Consider the following 16,756-nt stretch of genomic DNA (forward strand, 5'->3'; position numbering starts at 1 on the left):
TAAGGGGGAAGAACAATGGCAACAATTATTAAAACCGCTTATACTTTTGACGATGTATTATTAGTACCAAATAAATCAGAGGTTTTACCTAACGAAGTTAGTTTAAAAACTAAATTAACTAGAAAGATTTCTTTAAACATTCCTTTAATGAGTGCAAGTATGGATACAGTAACAGAATCTAAAATGGCTATTGCCATGGCTAGAGAAGGTGGTATTGGTATCATACATAAGAATATGACTATAGAAGAGCAAGCAAAAGAAGTAGATAGAGTTAAGAGACAAGAAAATGGAGTAATTACAGATCCTATATTCTTATCTGAAGAACATACAGTAAGAGAAGCGCAAGAACTTATGGCTCAATATAGAATATCAGGAGTTCCAATAACTAGAGGAACGCAATTGGTTGGAATAATAACTAATAGAGATATAGTATTTGAAACAAACTATGATAGATTAATTTCAGAAGTTATGACTAAGAGTCCTCTTATAACATCACATGAAGGAACAACTTTAGAAGAGGCCCTTGAAATATTAAAAAAACATAAAATTGAAAAGTTGCCATTAGTAGATAGTGAAAATAACTTAAAAGGATTAATAACTATTAAAGATATAGAAAAGGTAAAGGCATTTCCAAATGCTGCAAAGGATGCTAGAGGAAGATTATTATGTGGAGCATCAGTGGGTATTACTAAGGATATGATGGAAAGAGTAGATGCCTTAGTTAAAGCAAGTGTTGATGTTATTACATTAGATACAGCTCATGGACATTCCAAAGGTGTTATGGATGCAGTAAGAAAAATAAAAGATAAATATCCAGATCTTCAAATTATAGCTGGTAATGTGGCAACTGCTGAAGCAACTAGAGATTTAATTGAAGCGGGAGCTGACTGCGTTAAGGTAGGTATTGGACCAGGATCAATTTGTACAACTAGAATAGTTGCTGGTGTGGGAGTACCTCAATTAACTGCTGTTATGGATTGTGCAGAAGAAGGAAGAAAACATGGAGTTCCTGTAATTGCTGACGGTGGATTAAAATATTCAGGAGATATAGTTAAAGCATTAGCTGGTGGAGCATCAGTAGCTATGATGGGATCTATGTTTGCTGGCTGTGAAGAAGCACCAGGTGCTATGGAAGTGTATCAAGGAAGAAGCTACAAAGTATATAGAGGAATGGGTTCCCTTGGAGCTATGGAAAAGGGATCAAGTGATAGATATTTCCAAAATGGAACTAAAAAGTTTGTACCAGAAGGTATTGAAGGAAGAGTTGCATATAAAGGTCATGTAGCAGACACAATATACCAACTATTAGGTGGAATTAGATCGGGAATGGGATATTTAGGTGCAGAAAATCTAGAAAGCTTATATGAAAATGCTAAGTTTGTAGTTCAAACATCATCAGGAATAAGAGAAAGTCATCCACATGATGTTCAAATAACTAAAGAGTCACCTAATTATAGTAAGTAACTAGGGTTACTTACTATAATAATGGATAATGCATAATTTCTTTGAAATATTTATCCTTTATGTTAATAGACAATAAAAAAATAATAAGATAAAATTATTTTGTAAACAAAATAAGGTTGGAGGTAACCTATGAATAAAGAGTTAGTTTTAGTAATTGACTTTGGGGGTCAGTATAATCAATTAATAGCTAGAAGAGTTAGGGAATGTGGAGTTTATTGTGAAGTTCATCCATATACTTTAAGTGTGGATGAAATAAAAGAAATGAATCCAAAGGGAATAATCTTTACAGGAGGACCAAATAGTGTATATGGAGAAGATTCTCCTTTATGTGAAAAAGCATTATTTGAAGCTGGTATTCCAATACTTGGAATATGTTATGGTTCACAATTAATGTCACATATGCTTGGTGGTAAAGTTGCAACTGCACCTGTAAGTGAATACGGAAAGACAAAAGTTGATGTGAATGTAGATTCTAAGATTTTTGAAGGTGTATCACCATCTACTATTTGTTGGATGAGTCATACAGATTACATAGAAAAAGCACCAGAAGGATTTAAGGTAGTAGCTAATACTCCTGTATGTCCAGTAGCTGCTATGGAATGTGAAGAAAAGAATTTATATGCAGTACAATTCCATCCAGAAGTTATGCATACACAAGAAGGAACTAAGATGATATCAAACTTCTTATATAATGTTTGTAAATGTGCTGGTGACTGGAAAATGGACTCATTTGTTGAAAAGACAATCACTGAAATCCGTGAAAAAGTTGGAAATGGTAAAGTATTATGTGCATTATCAGGTGGAGTTGATTCATCAGTAGCAGCAGTATTACTTTCAAAAGCTGTTGGAAACCAATTAACATGTGTATTTGTTGATCATGGTTTACTACGTAAAAATGAAGGTGATGAAGTTGAGGAAGTATTTGGACCAAATGGACAATATGACTTAAACTTTATCAGAGTAAATGCTCAAGAAAGATTCTACGAAAAATTAAAGGGAGTAGAAGATCCAGAAACTAAGAGAAAAATAATAGGTGAAGAATTTATTAGAGTATTCGAAGAAGAAGCTAAGAAAATTGGAACTGTAGATTTCTTAGTACAAGGAACTATTTATCCAGACGTAATTGAAAGTGGACTTGGAAAATCAGCAGTTATAAAGTCACACCACAATGTTGGAGGACTTCCAGACTATGTTGATTTTAAAGAAATAATAGAGCCATTAAGATTATTATTTAAAGATGAAGTTCGTAAAGCTGGTTTAGAGCTTGGAATACCTGAAAAATTAGTTTACAGACAACCATTCCCAGGACCAGGACTTGGAATTCGTATAATAGGTGAAGTAACAGCTGAAAAAGTTAAAATAGTTCAAGAAGCAGATGCAATTTATAGAGAAGAAATTGCAAAGGCTGGTATCGACAAGGAAATAGGTCAATACTTTGCAGCTCTTACAAACATGAGATCAGTAGGGGTTATGGGAGATGAAAGAACTTATGACTATGCTATAGCACTTCGTGCAGTAACTACAAGTGACTTCATGACAGCAGAATCAGCTGATCTTCCATGGGAAGTACTTGGAAAGGTAACAACTAGAATAGTAAATGAAGTTAAAGGGGTTAACCGTGTACTATATGACTGCACAGGAAAACCACCAGCAACTATAGAATTTGAATAAAAAATCTATTTTATAAAGAATAAGTTAAAGTTAATAAGTAAAAGAGAGAAATATACTATTTCTCTCTTTTTTACTATTTTTTGTTTATTAATTTTATTAAGTCATACCATAATGTAGTAACTATTGAAATTAATATTACTAATGCTAATTGTTTAAAGCTCAATGGAGATAGGCTTAATACTTTAGATAAAGGAGTATATAATATTATTCCTATTCCAAATAAGGTAATTAAAGAAACTAACCACATTACTTTATCCTTAAAAAGTTTTAAAAATGACTTATATGCACAATCTGTATTTGAACTATTTACATATACGAGTAGTAAGTTAGAAAGCATTATTATAGATAGTCCTATTGAACGAGCAACCTCAGGGCTTGTATTGTTTAAATAAATATAATAGGCTCCAAATGAGGTAGCAAATAGCACTAACCCTTGAATTATACTTTTAATAAGAGTGCCTTTAGATAAAATGTTTTCTTCAAAATTACGAGGTTTTCTATTCATAATATTTTTCTCGGCAGGTTGTCTTTCAAGAACAACTGAACAAGTTGGATCAATTATAAGTTCTAAAAGAACTACATGTAGTGGTAATAAAAATAATGAAGAAGAAGTAATTCCTAAAATTGGAGCAATTAGTGACGAAAGTGCAATTGGAATATGGATAGTAAATACATATCCTATAGCTTTTCTTATATTATCATAAATTCTTCTACCATTTTCTATAGTATCAACGATAGTTGAGAAATTATCATCTAAAAGTACTAAATCAGCTGCTTCTCTTGAAACTTCAGAACCTCTATGTCCCATGGCTATACCTATATCAGCATATTTAAGTGCTGGTGCATCATTTACTCCATCCCCAGTCATTGCAACTATCTCACCATTTTCTTTAAAGGCTTTTACTATTCTCATTTTGTGGGCAGGTATAACTCTAGAGAAGATACTAGCACTTTTAATTTTTTCTTTTAATTCATTATCATCTATTACATCAAGCATATCTCCAGTTATAATTTCATTGCTATTAGGTATTCCAACTTCTTTTGCAATAGCACTAGCTGTAATACCATTATCTCCAGTAATCATAACAACTCTTATACCCGCTTTTATACAATGTGAAATATCTGTTTTTACAGATTTTCTTGGAGGGTCTTGAAGTCCTATTAATCCTAGAAATTCTAAGGTACATTCTTCTAGAGTGGAAGGAATTGAAGTTTCATCTTCTATTTTCATTTTAGCTATAGCTATAACCCTTAAACCTCTTGATGACATTTCATTAATTTTAGATTCAATATACTGTTTTTGATTTTCATCTAGTTTAGAAATAGATAATATTTTTTCAGGAGACCCTTTTGAAGTTAGCAAAATCTTATTATTTAGTTTCCAGATATGACCCATCATTTTTCTTTCATTAGTAAAAGAGTATTCTTTTACTAATTCTCCGGAAAATAAATTTTCTTCACATATATTATGCTCCTGGCAATATTGTAGCATAGCTTTTTCCATGGGATCATAGGCTTCAGTTTCACAGGCCATCCCCATAATTTTTATTAACTCTTTTTCATCATCCTTAATTGACCATATATCTGTTACAGACATTTTATTCATAGTTATAGTACCTGTTTTATCAACACATAATACTGATACAGAACCTAGGGTTTCAACAGAATTCAAATTTTTTACTAATGAATTCTTTTTAGCAAGTCTCCAAGCACCCATAGATAAGAAAACAGTTAGTATAACAGGAAATTCTTCAGGTATCATAGCCATAGCTAAGGTTATTCCAGATAATATACTTTGAATTAATCTATATTTAAATTGAATATGCGATAAATTTATATAATTTAATAAACAAACAAATATAAAAAGAATAGTTGAAATATATGCACAAATCTTAACAAGTTTTTTTGTTTGTTTTTGTAATGGAGTAATATTTTTAGGAGCCTTGGAAACATTAATGCCTATTTTACCATATTCAGTTTTACTACCTATATTAGCTATTCTTACTAGGGCATTACCCTGAATTACTAGAGTTCCGGCATAACAATAATCATTTCTCCAATACCCATCAATAATAGCATTAGTATTTTTCCAAACACCTTGAGATTCACCAGTTAATGAAGATTCATCTACACAGAGATCATTACATTTTATTATTTCACCATCAGCTGGAATTTTTACACCTTCATTTATTATCATTAAATCTCCAGGAACTAAATCCTCGCTCTTTATAGTAATTTCAGATCCATTTCTTATAACCTTTATATGTGGAGCTGATAAATCTTTCAGTGCTTTTAATGTTTTATCTGTTTTCCACTCTTGAATTACATCAATTCCAATTACACCTATAACAAAAATAAGCATTATTGTTCCATCACGAGGCTCTCCTAAAATGAAATATATAGATGCTGCAAAAAGTAAAAGCAAAAACATTGGTTCCTTTAGTACATCTAAAATTTTAAAAAGAAAATTCTCTTTCTTTTCGGATATTAATAAGTTTTTTCCGTGTTTTTCTTGAGCTATTTTTACTTCTTCATTAGTTAGACCTAGAAATTGGTTAGAATTTGTTGAGATTGTTGAGTTTGTCATAAAAGTTACCTCCATTTTTTTCTTAGAAACTCTAAGAATTTTTGTTTGATAGCTCTATGGCAATGCAATAAAGATCTGATTTCAGTTATTGTTCTATAGATAAATAAAAAATACCTGTAGAACAATATACTGTCCCACAGGTATATAGAATCCTGTTGCCAAAGATATGGCCCGGCTCCATAAACATGATGTTTAATGGCCTGATCAGTTTGTACTGTAGATTTAAATGCAGTGCAAATAGATTATATATTATTATATTATGGATAACCAGAAAAATCTACTAATCATAAAAATTATATATAAAAGATTATAAAGAGGAAAATAATAGTTCATATTTATTTTTTAATAAATTAAGCTTATTATGAAATTCTTCATTCAATTTCAAATTCATATCAATAAAATAATCATAATTTTCTATTATTTTATTAACTATGGTACTATCTATTTCATCGTTATGTACACAATTAAGCAATATTTCTATTGTTTTTTCCTTTGAATATTGATTTTTATAACTTCTTTTTTGAATTAGCGCAGCGAAAATATCAGCTACAGCAACTAACTTTTCAGAAAATGATAAATCAGAAATACCCCTTGGATAACCTTTCCCATTAAGTTTTTCGTGATGATTTGAAGCTATTTTTACTATTTTTTCATTTTTTAAATTAGATAAAATTTCATATGTATATTCAACGTGTTTTTTCATAATATCAAATTCTTCAGGAGTTAGATAACTAGGCTTCTTTAAAATTGAATCAGGTACTCCCATTTTACCTATATCATGTAATAAGCTACCAATACGAATTTCAAAAATATCAGGCAAGTTAAATTCTTTGGCAAGTAATACACTAAATAAAGATACTGTTTGTGAATGTATATTAGTTATTTCACATTTAAAGTCTAATATAAATGCCATTGCCTCAACAAACTTAATGAAATCAATATTTCTAACGGAAATTTCATCTCCATAATTGTCCAGGGTTTCTAAATAAGAGTTATCTAATAATTTTTTTAAAGCTTCACTTCCTTTTGGTGATAGCAGTGCATTTAAATATATTGGATTATATAAATTTTTTCTTGAATTTAAAAATTCACGGATTTTATCAATAGCAATATTATTATTAAGAAGTTTAAAAATAGAAATATCATCAGCTAATTTTAAAATATTACTTTCTAATGGAATTTCCATATTATTAACTACATTATTAGAGTTATAGGGTTCATGATGATATAATATGTACTTACAAAAAGTATTAGAAGGTACTAATGTATCGAAAAATACATATCCATATAAACAGTGTTCATGATATTCAACAGTATCAAATTTTCTTAAAGTATCTAAAAAATTTGTCTTAGAAGCTGAGATATCATGTAAGTAAGCTGAAACTATAAGATCTTTTTTGGTATCTTTATCAAGTGATAAAGCATCACATATTGATAAAGTTAGAAAAGCAACCTCTTTACAATGAATGACTATATCTTTATCTAATTTATTATACGCAGAAATAAATGTATTAAGTATATATCTTAATTTTGTATCCATATCTAATGATAAAACTCCTCTAACTAAAAATTTACTAACATTATTATACGATAAAATTACAAATTTTATATTGAATTTTATACCAATATAGATAATTTGTGAGGAAAATATAAATCAATTAAAATATAGTAACAAATTATTATAGTTTAAAATATTATATATTATGTAACAAAAGAGAAAGGGGTTAAGCTATGAATTATTACGAATCATAGCAAAAACACGTTCATGAATTTGTTGGAAGTGTAAAATTGGCTGAACTTAATAGTGATGACGTTCATAATCGTCGTTTTGCTGGTATTACTGGAGAAGCAGTACCTTGTAAAGGAAGCCATATTCACAGAATATTAACGAGAACAGATTTCTTCAATGATCATTTTCATATAATTGATGTATTTGCTATCTTTTGATTTTAGTTTACTTATTATATAGAAATGCAAAAAGAGCTATATCAAAGTAATTTTTACATCACTTAGATATAGCCAATTTATCTTTTAAATTAATTAGTTAAAATAATAAATATTCTTCAATATAAGATAAGACTATTTACGATTTTTAGAAGACTCATAAGCATATTTACATCTTCTGAAGTGATCTTCATAGGAATCTTCTTTATTATCACAATAATCTTCATCCTTATGATGATTTTCATCGCCCTTTTTTACCCAACATTTGCAGTAATATTCATAATACTCTTTTTTCTTCTTATCTTCACAGTGATCTCTATGGTCGTGATGGTTTTCTTCTTCTTTTTTATAGCAATTACAGTGTTTTTCATAAGAATTATCATCTTTTTTTTCGTCACAATGGTTTTTATGATGATTTTCTTCATCCTTTTTGCTCAAACATTTGCAATACTTTTCATAGCACTCTTTCTCTCTTTTATCTTCATCATATTTGCAGCACCTATCGTAGTCTCTATCTTTGTTCTTCTCGCAATGTCCATGATGTTTTTTGTTCTCATGGTTATTGCAACACATATCATAAGAATCATCTTCATATTCTTTATGAGGTTCCTTATAATAATCGCAATAACATTTATTTTCTTTTTTTAAAGGTTTTTCATTAAAAGAATCATTATCAAAGATAATATACCAATTATTATTTGAATTATTTGACATATTAAACCCATCCTCATTAGTTATAAATTTATTTGAACATTATAAAATATAATGCACATAGTCTATAATATGTTGCCCGTAATATAATTGTTACAAATAAATTAGATAGATTATTTAATGAATCCTTTCTTTTTAGCCTTCTCTAAATCAAAGAAATATCCCATGCCAGTTTTTAATTTATAAAAGCCTAAGCTTTCATAAAATCCTTCTTTTCCTGGAGAGGCATAAAGTATAAAGTTACAATTTGGAGTACTTTTAATTATATTTTCTACAATTAATCTACCTATACCTTTTCCTTGATACGCTGGAAGAGTTGCTATATCATATATGGCTGAGTTACGTACCCCATCTGAAATAGCTCTTCCAAAGCCAACTAATTTATTATTATCAAAAACAAATATAACAGTGTAGCTATTTTCAAAGGAGAGTTTATGAGTATCTACATCTACATAAGACATACCTACAGTTTTTAATATATTTTGAACTTCACTCCAATTAATATTTATGCAATTAGTTTGAATTTTTAAATTCATAGTTTGTACCTCCAATAAATATATAATTTGATTTTAACATAAATTATATATTTAGAAATTTTTTCTATAAATTTTAAAAAATCCTTTCATACAACGTATTTACTAAATGAGGAAGAAAGATTCCTTAAAGATTAAAGTAAAAGGAGAGGATTTTAATGGCTTTAATTCAAAAACTTATTTCATCAGACAAGTATAGTTTAAAGTGCCCTTATTCAATGACACCGAAGGGGGTGTGTATTCACAACACTGCAAATGATGCAACAGCATCAAATGAAATATCTTATATGCAGACAAATACTAATTCAACATCATTTCATATTGCTGTAGATGATAATGAGGCAATTCTTGGAATACCACTTAATAGAAATGCTTGGCATGCAGGAGATGGAGGAAGTGGTGAAGGTAACAGATATTATATAGGTGTAGAAATTTGTTATTCAAAATCAGGAGGCGATAAATTTACTAATGCAGAAAAGAGAGCCTCAAAAGAAGTTGCAGCTTTACTAAAGCAATATGGATGGACAATAAGTAATGTTAAAAAACATCAGGATTTTAGTGGAAAGTATTGTCCGCATAGAACTTTGGATTTAGGATGGCAAAGATTCTTAAATATGATTCAAGGAGAACTTGATAATATTAACAATACTACAGAAATCTATAGGGTAAGAAAAACCTGGGAAGATGCAGCATCACAAATTGGGGCTTTTAGTGTTTTTGAAAATGCTAAAGCTTGTGCAGATGCTAATCCTGGATATAGTGTATTTGATAGCAAAGGAATCAAGTTATATCCCTTGACTATAACAGTAGGATCAAAGGTTAAGGTAATAGGTACTAATTATGCAACTGGTGAAATTATACCAGATTGGGTTAAGCAAAACACCTATACAGTAAGTCAAATAAGTGATACTAAGGCTTTATTAAAAGAAATAGCTAGTTGGGTTTATTTAAAGGATCTAGTGCTAGCGTAATATTTATTATAAAAAGGTGCTGTAAAATATTACAGCACCTTTTTATATAATTTTCTACATTTATCTTTAGATAAATACACTAGATTTGAATAACAAATAAAAATTTTAAGAAAATTTAAAATAATTTTAAAGAAAACGTTGACAGAGGTAAATGTTAGGAATATAATTTAAGCATAAGTTATAACGTTATAACGTTATAACTTATAAGATGATTAAGGAGAATGTATATGATAGATAAGGAGTCACAAATACCATTACATTATCAAATTTATACAGATATTTTAGAAAAAATAAAGAATAAAGAATACAAAGTAAACGATAAACTTCCATCAGAAAAAGAATTACAAGATATGTATGGAGTAAGTAGAATAACTGTAAGAAGAGCTATGGAAGATTTACAAAGAGAAGGTTATGCAGCTAAGTATAGGGGTATAGGAACTGTTGTATGCAAGCCAAAGAAAAACTTCAATTTAAGAATGCTAAGTAGCTTTAGTGAAGACAATGAAAAGTATGGTGAAAAGGCTAGTTCAATATTAGTAAAGTTTCAAGAGTTAATTGCAGATCAAAGAATATCTGACTTATTAAATTTAAATTCTTCTGAGAAAATTTTTTACATTGAACGTATTAGACTTAGTGGAGATACTGTAATTGGTTTACATAAAGCTTATATAAAAAAATTAAACAATTTGACTTTGAAAGAAGATGATTTTAAAGAAGATACTTCTTTATATAAATTACTAAAAGATAAGGGTATAAAAATAGATCATGCTGAAGAAAAATTAGAAGCAAAAATTTCAAATGAAGAATTGAATAAAATACTAAAAGTAGATAATATCATTCCAATATTTTACAAAGAAAGATTGACCTATGATTCTAATAATAGACCAGTAGAATATGTTGAAATGTACTATAACGCTGATATGTATGAGTATTCAGTACTTCTAGATTTGAATAAAGATAAGTAAATAGGAGGTATAGTATGGAAATTTTTGATATTCACTCTCATTTAGGAAAAACTAGCTCTGGAGAAGAAAATTCACCAGATCAAATAGTAAATGAGCTAAAGACTTATGGAATTTCAAAAGTTGGTATAAGCTGTCTTTCAGGAATATCAACAAGAGAACAAAATGACTATATTTATAAAGCAATGAAAGCTCATCCAGACTTTATACAAGGATATGCGTTTATTAATCCTAAAGCTCCAGATGCATTAGAAGAAATTGATAGATGTTTGGGAGAATATAAAATGAATGGAGTTAAATTTCATTCTTGGAAACATGGTTACTATCCAGATAATACACCAGCTTTAGATGAAATTTTTAGGAAGATTGAATCTTATGGTGTACATGTTCAAACTCATGTAGGCACTGCACCATTTAGTACTCCATATACTTGGGCTGAATATGCTAGAAAATTTCCTAATATAGATTTTTTATTCACTCATATAGGATATTACGAATTTGGTTTCTCTACTATAGAAGCAATAAAGGATTTAAAAAATGTATGGGTTGAAACTTCTGGACAAATGGATGTAAATGTTTTAAGGAAGGCTATAGAAGTATTAGGACCAAAGCGCATATGTTTTGGAACTGATTGGCCATATAAACCAGTAAATATAGAAATTGAAAAATTTAAGGAACTAGGATTAGCAGAAGAAGATTTAGAATGGATATTTAATAAAAATGCAAGATATTTATGGAGGATGGATAAGTAATGGTAAAAGTATTATTAGCAACACATGGTCAATTAGCAGCTGGATTAGTTAACTCTGCAAAGATGTTAATTGGAGATTTTGAAAATGTTGACTATATATCATTTCATGAGGAAATGGGAATAGATCAGTTAAATGATGTATTTGAGGAAAAGGTTTTCGATATATCTGAGGAAAAACAATACTTAATATTATGCGATATTATAGGCGGTTCTCCTTTTAATGTAGCAAGTAAATTTTCCTTTGAAAATCCAAATGTAGCTGTGTTTTATGGTATTAATCTTCCTTTATTAATTGAAGCTATAATGCATAGTAAAGATAAAAATTTAAAAGAAGTTGTTGAAGAACTATTAAAAATAAACAAAGATACTATTGGCTTAAGTGCTATATAAGATAAAAGAGGAGTGGTAAATATGAATATTACAGTATTTAGAATCGATGACAGACTTATACATGGACAAATAATAACAGCTTGGTTAGCTTATGCTGATGCAAAACAAATAGTTGTAGCTGATGATAAAGCAGCGAAAGATTCATTTCAACAAACATTATTAAAAATGGCAACTCCAGATAATGTACAATTAAAGATTATGACTTTAAGTGAAGCAAAGGAAGCTATAAAAAATGATGAGGATAACACTAAAACATTATTCTTAGCTAAGGGACCTAAAGAAGCATTAGAAATATTAGATTCTTCTGATGAAATAAGTAATATAAATGTAGGAAATTTAAATATGAAAAAGGGAAAAACAAAGGTGTTAGGAAACCTATGGGTTAACAATGAAGAAGTTGATGCTTTTGTAGCATTAAAGAGTAGAGGTATTAATCTAGAAGTTAGAGCTGTGCCTACAGAAAGAAGTCAAGATGTTATTGAACTACTTAAAAAAGAAAAATTAATATAACTTAATATTAAAATTTATAGGGGGAAGAGAAAATGAGTCTTTTTTTACAAGCCTTTTTAGTAGCATTATTTGTTACAATTGCATTTATTGATTCGCACACTTTTCAAACACATATTTTTAGGCCTATATTTGTAGGACCAGTTGTTGGTTTAATTATGGGAGATTTTCAAACAGGTTTAACAGTAGGTGTAACTGTTGAATTAATGTTCTTAGCAGTTATATTTGTTGGTACAGCTGTGCCACCGAATCCAACAATAAGTACAGCCATAGCAACTGCAGTTGCTATACTTGGTGGTGGTGGAACTGAGTTAGCAGTAGCAACAGCGTTACCAGTATCTTTTATTGGACAAATAGCAGAAACAGTTCAAAACTCAATTATTAATGTTTATTTTATGCACAGAGTAGATGATGCTGTAGATAAGCTAAATACAAAAGGAATAGTTTTAAATAATACTATATTTCCAATGTTAATGAATGCTGTATTATACGGAGTACCTACATTCTTAGCTGTATATTTTGGAGCAGATTATGTTGCAAAAATTATAAGTGCTATTCCAGATAAAATAATCACTGGATTATCAGTTGGTGGGGGAATGGTAGGAGCAGTAGGATTTGCTTTACTATTAAGCTCTATTAAAACTAAGAGCATGTGGCCATTCCTATTCTTGGGATTTTTCTTTGCAGCATATTTAAATATAAATATGATAGGAATAGCTTTACTAGCAGTAGTATTCTCAGCTTTATATTATTACTTTAAACTTGCTAAGAATTAAGGAGGGTATATCATGGAAAAAAAGATAACTAAAAAAGACCTATGGAAAGTTTTCTGGAACCAAATGACAATACGTTGTGCAAACAATTATGAAAGACAACAAAATGCAGGATTTACTCAAGCCTTAATGCCTGTAATAGAAAAAATATATGATGATCCTGAAGATAAGAAAGAAGCATATAACAGACATATGGAGTATTTTCTTACACAAGATATGGTTTCATCTATACCAGTTGGAATAAGTATAGCAATGGAAGAAAAGCATGCAGAGGATCCTGAAGAGGTAGATCCAAGTTCTATAAATGCAGTGAAAACAGCTTTAATGGGACCTTTAGCTGGGCTTGGAGACTCGCTTTTAAATGGTACAGCAAGACCAATACTTGCAAGTTTAGCAATTTCATTAGTAAATGCAGGTACAGGTTGGTTAGGACCAATATTATTTGTAATTGGTATGAGTGTTATTTCAATTGGAATAAGATATTTGGGTGTATTCCAAGGATATAAGCAAGGTGTTAAATTAGTTGATAAGATTCAATCAAGTGGATTAATTTCAAAGATAACAGATATAGCAGGTATTGCTGCATACACAATTGTTGGAGGTTTTATACCAGCTTTAATTTATATGAAAATACCAATAGAAATTTCATCTGGTGATACTGTAATAAGCATTCAACAAACATTAGACGGACTTATGCCAGGAGTTTTAGGACTAGCTTATACAGGAATAATGTACTACTTAATAACTAAGAAAAAAATATCAGCAGTTAAATTAATATTTATAACAATGATAGTAGCTATTATAGGAGTATATTTAGGAATATTAGGCTAAGTTAAAAAGGAGTTGAAAGTAATGATTATTGACATTCATGCTCATGTTAATAGAGAAAACAATATATATAAAGATTCAGAGCTTTTTGAAGATATGGAGAAAAATAATGTTGACTTAAGGGTAGTTTCAACTATGGAAGGAACCTCTATAAAAGAAGCCAATACTTATATATCAAATTTAGTTGAAAAAAATAGCAATAAACTTATAGGGTGTGCAGTTATTAATCCTAAATTAGATTCAGCAATAGACGATATAAATCATGCAATTTCATTAGGTAATATAAAAATGGTAGAATTTAATTCCTTTGAGCATGGATACTATCCTGATAATTGTAAAAATCTAGAGAAGGTTTTAGAAGTTATAGAAAAAAACAATATTATTGTAAAGACTTTTACTGGAATTGGAGCTAGATCAATGCCACATCAATGGGAAACAATAGCTAAGAAATTCCCAAAAGTTAAGTTTATATTTCTTCATATGGGATGTTTTGATTATGGATATAACTGTATAGATATTGCAAAAAGAAATGATAATATTTATGTTGAAACATCTAACCAATATGAAATGCAAATACTAAAAAAAGCTTTTAATAATTTAGATAAATCAAAAATTGTTTTTGGAAGTTCATTTCCAGATAGATTTACTAAGTGTTCAATAGATATATTTGATATGTTTAAGTTAGAAAAAGAGGAAGTAAAGAGTATTTTTAGTGAGAATGCTAAGAAAATATTAAATTTATAGACTAACTTTAAGATAGAAGGGTGGTATAGGATAATATGGTACATAATCCAGAAGTCATAAGAAACCTATTACCTGATAAGGTGAAAAAAAGCTTTGATGATATAGTTAATCAAGTTGTACTTGGAGCTAGTAATCATATTAGAATGATAGGAGATATGATTGAAGCTATAGCATTAGAAGGAAAAGAAAAATCAGAAGATGTAATGACTATAGTTGATAAAATAAAAGAAGTAACAAAGTATTTTATTGCTACAAGAGGAGAAGCAAGCCAAGCTATAAGCAATGCTATTTATATAATGATAGAAGGTATAAATAATTATAGCAGCACTGATGATATTGATTATGTAGTTAGTAAAATAATAGAGAAAAAAGATAATTATAATAAAAAATCTAAAGAAGATATAGATAAAGTAGTTGAATATTCAGTAAAAGTAGCTAAAGATATGGGAAATATATTTGTATATGATTATTCAAGTACAGTTGAAAAGTTCTTAAGGGCTTTAGTAAGAAATAATAAAAAATATACTATTTATATTGCAGAGAGTAGAGTAATTGATGGGGGATATCCTTTTGTAAAGGCATGTGAAGAATCAGGACATGATATAAAATTTATTCCAGATTCAGCAATAATGTATAATTTAGTTAAATGTGATGCAGCATTTATGGGAGCAGAAACCTTCTTTGCTGATGGAACTGGATTTAATACAACTGGATCGGATATTGTAGGATTAGTATGTCATACTTACAATATACCTCTATATTTCTTAACTCCTATGATAAAATTAGATACAAGACCTATTTATGGTGGAAGAAAGAATATTGTATTTAATGATTTGAAAAAGAAGTTATCTAGTAGCTGGAGTAAAGATATAAATGTTGATAAGATAGATTTTGTTACTCCTGAATTAATTGGAGTAAGTCCAGAACATATAAGAGCATTTATAACAGAGTTTGGAGTTATACCAAGTAAGCAACTTTATAATATTAGTTTAGATTATAGTAAAAGTATGAAAGAAGGTTTAGAGTAATGGATAAAAAATTTATACCAAATTGTACTGTACTTTCAATGATTCAGCCAGATCCATTACCAGGAAGCTATAGACATGACACACAAACTATTGATGATATAGTTTATAGAGCTTTAAAAGAAACTGAAATGGTTCAAAAGAATGGATTTGATGGTGTAATAGTTCAAAATATGAATGATATGCCCATAAAACAAATTGCAAATCCAGAAGCTATAGCCTATATGACAAGAATAGCTTATGAAATAAGAAAAGAATTTCCTGATTTAGTATTAGGAATATTGATGAATTGGGATGGAGTTGCAGGGTTATCAGTTGCTGATGCTGTAGGAGCAGACTTCGTTAGAGTAGAACATTTATTTACTGGAGCAAATGTAACTAGTGCAGGAATATTAGAGGCTCAATGTGTTGAAATTGCACAGTTAAGAAAAAGAACAAGAAGTAAAGTCCCAGTTTATGCAGATATATATGAGGTCCATGGAATTCCATTAGGAAGAAAGCCTATTGAAGATGCTGCTTGGGAAGCTGTTAATGAAGCTTTTGCTGATGGACTATTTATGTCAGGAAAAACAAAGGAAGAAAGCATAGATATGATACAAAAGGTAAGAAAAAAGCTTCCTAATACGCCTATTTTATTAGGAGGAGGAGCAACTGGAGATAATATTTATGATTTATTAAAATATTACGATGGAGTTTCAGTTGCTACTTGGATAAAGAATGGAGATATGAAGAATCCTATAGATCCAGTTAGAAGTAAAAGGTTTATGGATGAAGCATTAAGAGCTAAAAAAGAAAAATAAGATTGTTATTTTAGGATACATTTATTTGTATCCTAATTTTTTGGTTTTTAAATTTAAAAAAAGAGCATAATATAAAAGAGTAAAAATTAATAGGT

At 29.3% G+C, this 16,756-nt stretch carries 16 protein-coding genes, 1 pseudogene and 1 riboswitch; of the genes and pseudogenes, 13 read left to right on the forward strand and 4 right to left on the reverse strand.

The window, feature by feature from the left end; genetic code table 11:
- Window positions 1-15 precede the first annotated feature (15 nt).
- Both guaB and guaA read left to right on the forward strand, forming a co-directional pair.
- Entirely contained in the window at window positions 16-1,464 is a 1,449-nt protein-coding gene (gene guaB, locus BN6774_RS03800) for an IMP dehydrogenase (protein WP_066890194.1), read from the forward strand.
- Window positions 1,465-1,593: 129 nt separating this feature from the next.
- Window positions 1,594-3,135, forward strand: coding sequence for a glutamine-hydrolyzing GMP synthase (gene guaA, locus BN6774_RS03805; RefSeq protein ID WP_066890195.1), 1,542 nt, complete (start codon window positions 1,594-1,596; stop codon window positions 3,133-3,135).
- A gap of 73 nt (window positions 3,136-3,208) precedes the next feature.
- On the opposite strand, the gene BN6774_RS03810 is transcribed toward guaA, so the two are convergent.
- Window positions 3,209-5,722 carry a cation-translocating P-type ATPase gene (locus BN6774_RS03810; RefSeq protein ID WP_066890197.1) on the reverse strand — a complete coding sequence of 838 codons (2,514 nt, stop codon included), beginning with the start codon at window positions 5,720-5,722 and terminating at the stop codon, window positions 3,209-3,211.
- A 127-nt stretch (window positions 5,723-5,849) separates the two neighbouring features.
- A riboswitch (NiCo riboswitch) is annotated at window positions 5,850-5,940 on the reverse strand.
- 89 nt (window positions 5,941-6,029) lie between these two features.
- Window positions 6,030-7,262, reverse strand: a complete 1,233-nt coding sequence (locus tag BN6774_RS03815; protein WP_066890199.1) for an HD domain-containing phosphohydrolase — start codon at window positions 7,260-7,262, stop codon at window positions 6,030-6,032.
- A gap of 224 nt (window positions 7,263-7,486) precedes the next feature.
- Here BN6774_RS03815 and BN6774_RS18070 point away from each other — a divergent pair.
- Window positions 7,487-7,669 (forward strand): annotated as a pseudogene (locus BN6774_RS18070) (YmaF family protein); the annotation flags it as partial.
- 132 nt (window positions 7,670-7,801) lie between these two features.
- Here the strand turns inward: BN6774_RS18070 and BN6774_RS03820 are convergent.
- Window positions 7,802-8,380, reverse strand: a complete 579-nt coding sequence (locus tag BN6774_RS03820) for a hypothetical protein (protein ID WP_066890201.1) — start codon at window positions 8,378-8,380, stop codon at window positions 7,802-7,804.
- Between the two features lie 110 nt (window positions 8,381-8,490).
- A complete protein-coding gene (locus BN6774_RS03825; RefSeq protein WP_066890203.1) occupies window positions 8,491-8,913 on the reverse strand; it encodes a GNAT family N-acetyltransferase in 423 nt (140 codons plus the stop codon).
- Between the two features lie 155 nt (window positions 8,914-9,068).
- Between BN6774_RS03825 and BN6774_RS03830 the strand changes: the two genes are divergently transcribed.
- The 10 genes from BN6774_RS03830 to BN6774_RS03875 all read left to right on the forward strand — a co-directional run bounded on the left by BN6774_RS03830 (window position 9,069) and on the right by BN6774_RS03875 (window position 16,661).
- The gene (locus BN6774_RS03830; protein WP_066890205.1) at window positions 9,069-9,881 is read left to right on the forward strand and encodes a peptidoglycan recognition protein family protein; all 813 of its coding nucleotides are present in this window, start codon (window positions 9,069-9,071) and stop codon (window positions 9,879-9,881) included.
- Window positions 9,882-10,108: 227 nt separating this feature from the next.
- Entirely contained in the window at window positions 10,109-10,846 is a 738-nt protein-coding gene (locus BN6774_RS03835) for a GntR family transcriptional regulator (protein WP_066890207.1), read from the forward strand.
- Between the two features lie 14 nt (window positions 10,847-10,860).
- Complete coding sequence (locus BN6774_RS03840; protein ID WP_066890210.1) at window positions 10,861-11,595, forward strand: amidohydrolase family protein; 735 nt, start codon at window positions 10,861-10,863, stop codon at window positions 11,593-11,595.
- Window positions 11,595-11,984, forward strand: a complete 390-nt coding sequence (locus tag BN6774_RS03845; protein WP_066890212.1) for a PTS sugar transporter subunit IIA — start codon at window positions 11,595-11,597, stop codon at window positions 11,982-11,984. The genes BN6774_RS03840 and BN6774_RS03845 overlap by 1 nt, the downstream gene beginning before the upstream one ends.
- A gap of 21 nt (window positions 11,985-12,005) precedes the next feature.
- On the forward strand, window positions 12,006-12,494 hold the full coding sequence (locus BN6774_RS03850) for a PTS sugar transporter subunit IIB (RefSeq protein WP_066890214.1): 489 nt from the start codon (window positions 12,006-12,008) through the stop codon (window positions 12,492-12,494).
- Window positions 12,495-12,526: 32 nt separating this feature from the next.
- Window positions 12,527-13,267: a PTS mannose/fructose/sorbose/N-acetylgalactosamine transporter subunit IIC gene (locus BN6774_RS03855; RefSeq protein WP_066890216.1), complete on the forward strand. Its 741-nt coding sequence runs from the start codon at window positions 12,527-12,529 to the stop codon at window positions 13,265-13,267.
- 12 nt (window positions 13,268-13,279) lie between these two features.
- Window positions 13,280-14,095: a PTS system mannose/fructose/sorbose family transporter subunit IID gene (locus BN6774_RS03860; RefSeq protein ID WP_066890218.1), complete on the forward strand. Its 816-nt coding sequence runs from the start codon at window positions 13,280-13,282 to the stop codon at window positions 14,093-14,095.
- A 21-nt stretch (window positions 14,096-14,116) separates the two neighbouring features.
- Window positions 14,117-14,836 (forward strand): amidohydrolase family protein, encoded by a 720-nt coding sequence (locus BN6774_RS03865; RefSeq protein ID WP_084766859.1) that lies wholly within the window; start codon window positions 14,117-14,119, stop codon window positions 14,834-14,836.
- A gap of 35 nt (window positions 14,837-14,871) precedes the next feature.
- The gene (locus BN6774_RS03870; protein ID WP_066890220.1) at window positions 14,872-15,864 is read left to right on the forward strand and encodes an IF-2B domain-containing protein; all 993 of its coding nucleotides are present in this window, start codon (window positions 14,872-14,874) and stop codon (window positions 15,862-15,864) included.
- The gene (locus BN6774_RS03875) at window positions 15,864-16,661 is read left to right on the forward strand and encodes a BtpA/SgcQ family protein (protein ID WP_066890222.1); all 798 of its coding nucleotides are present in this window, start codon (window positions 15,864-15,866) and stop codon (window positions 16,659-16,661) included. Before BN6774_RS03870 ends, BN6774_RS03875 begins: the two co-directional genes overlap by 1 nt.
- The last annotated feature ends 95 nt before the right edge of the window (window positions 16,662-16,756 follow it).

The sequence above is a fragment of the Clostridium nigeriense genome (assembly GCF_900086595.1).
In the GTDB taxonomy this organism is placed as follows: domain Bacteria; phylum Bacillota; class Clostridia; order Clostridiales; family Clostridiaceae; genus Clostridium; species Clostridium nigeriense.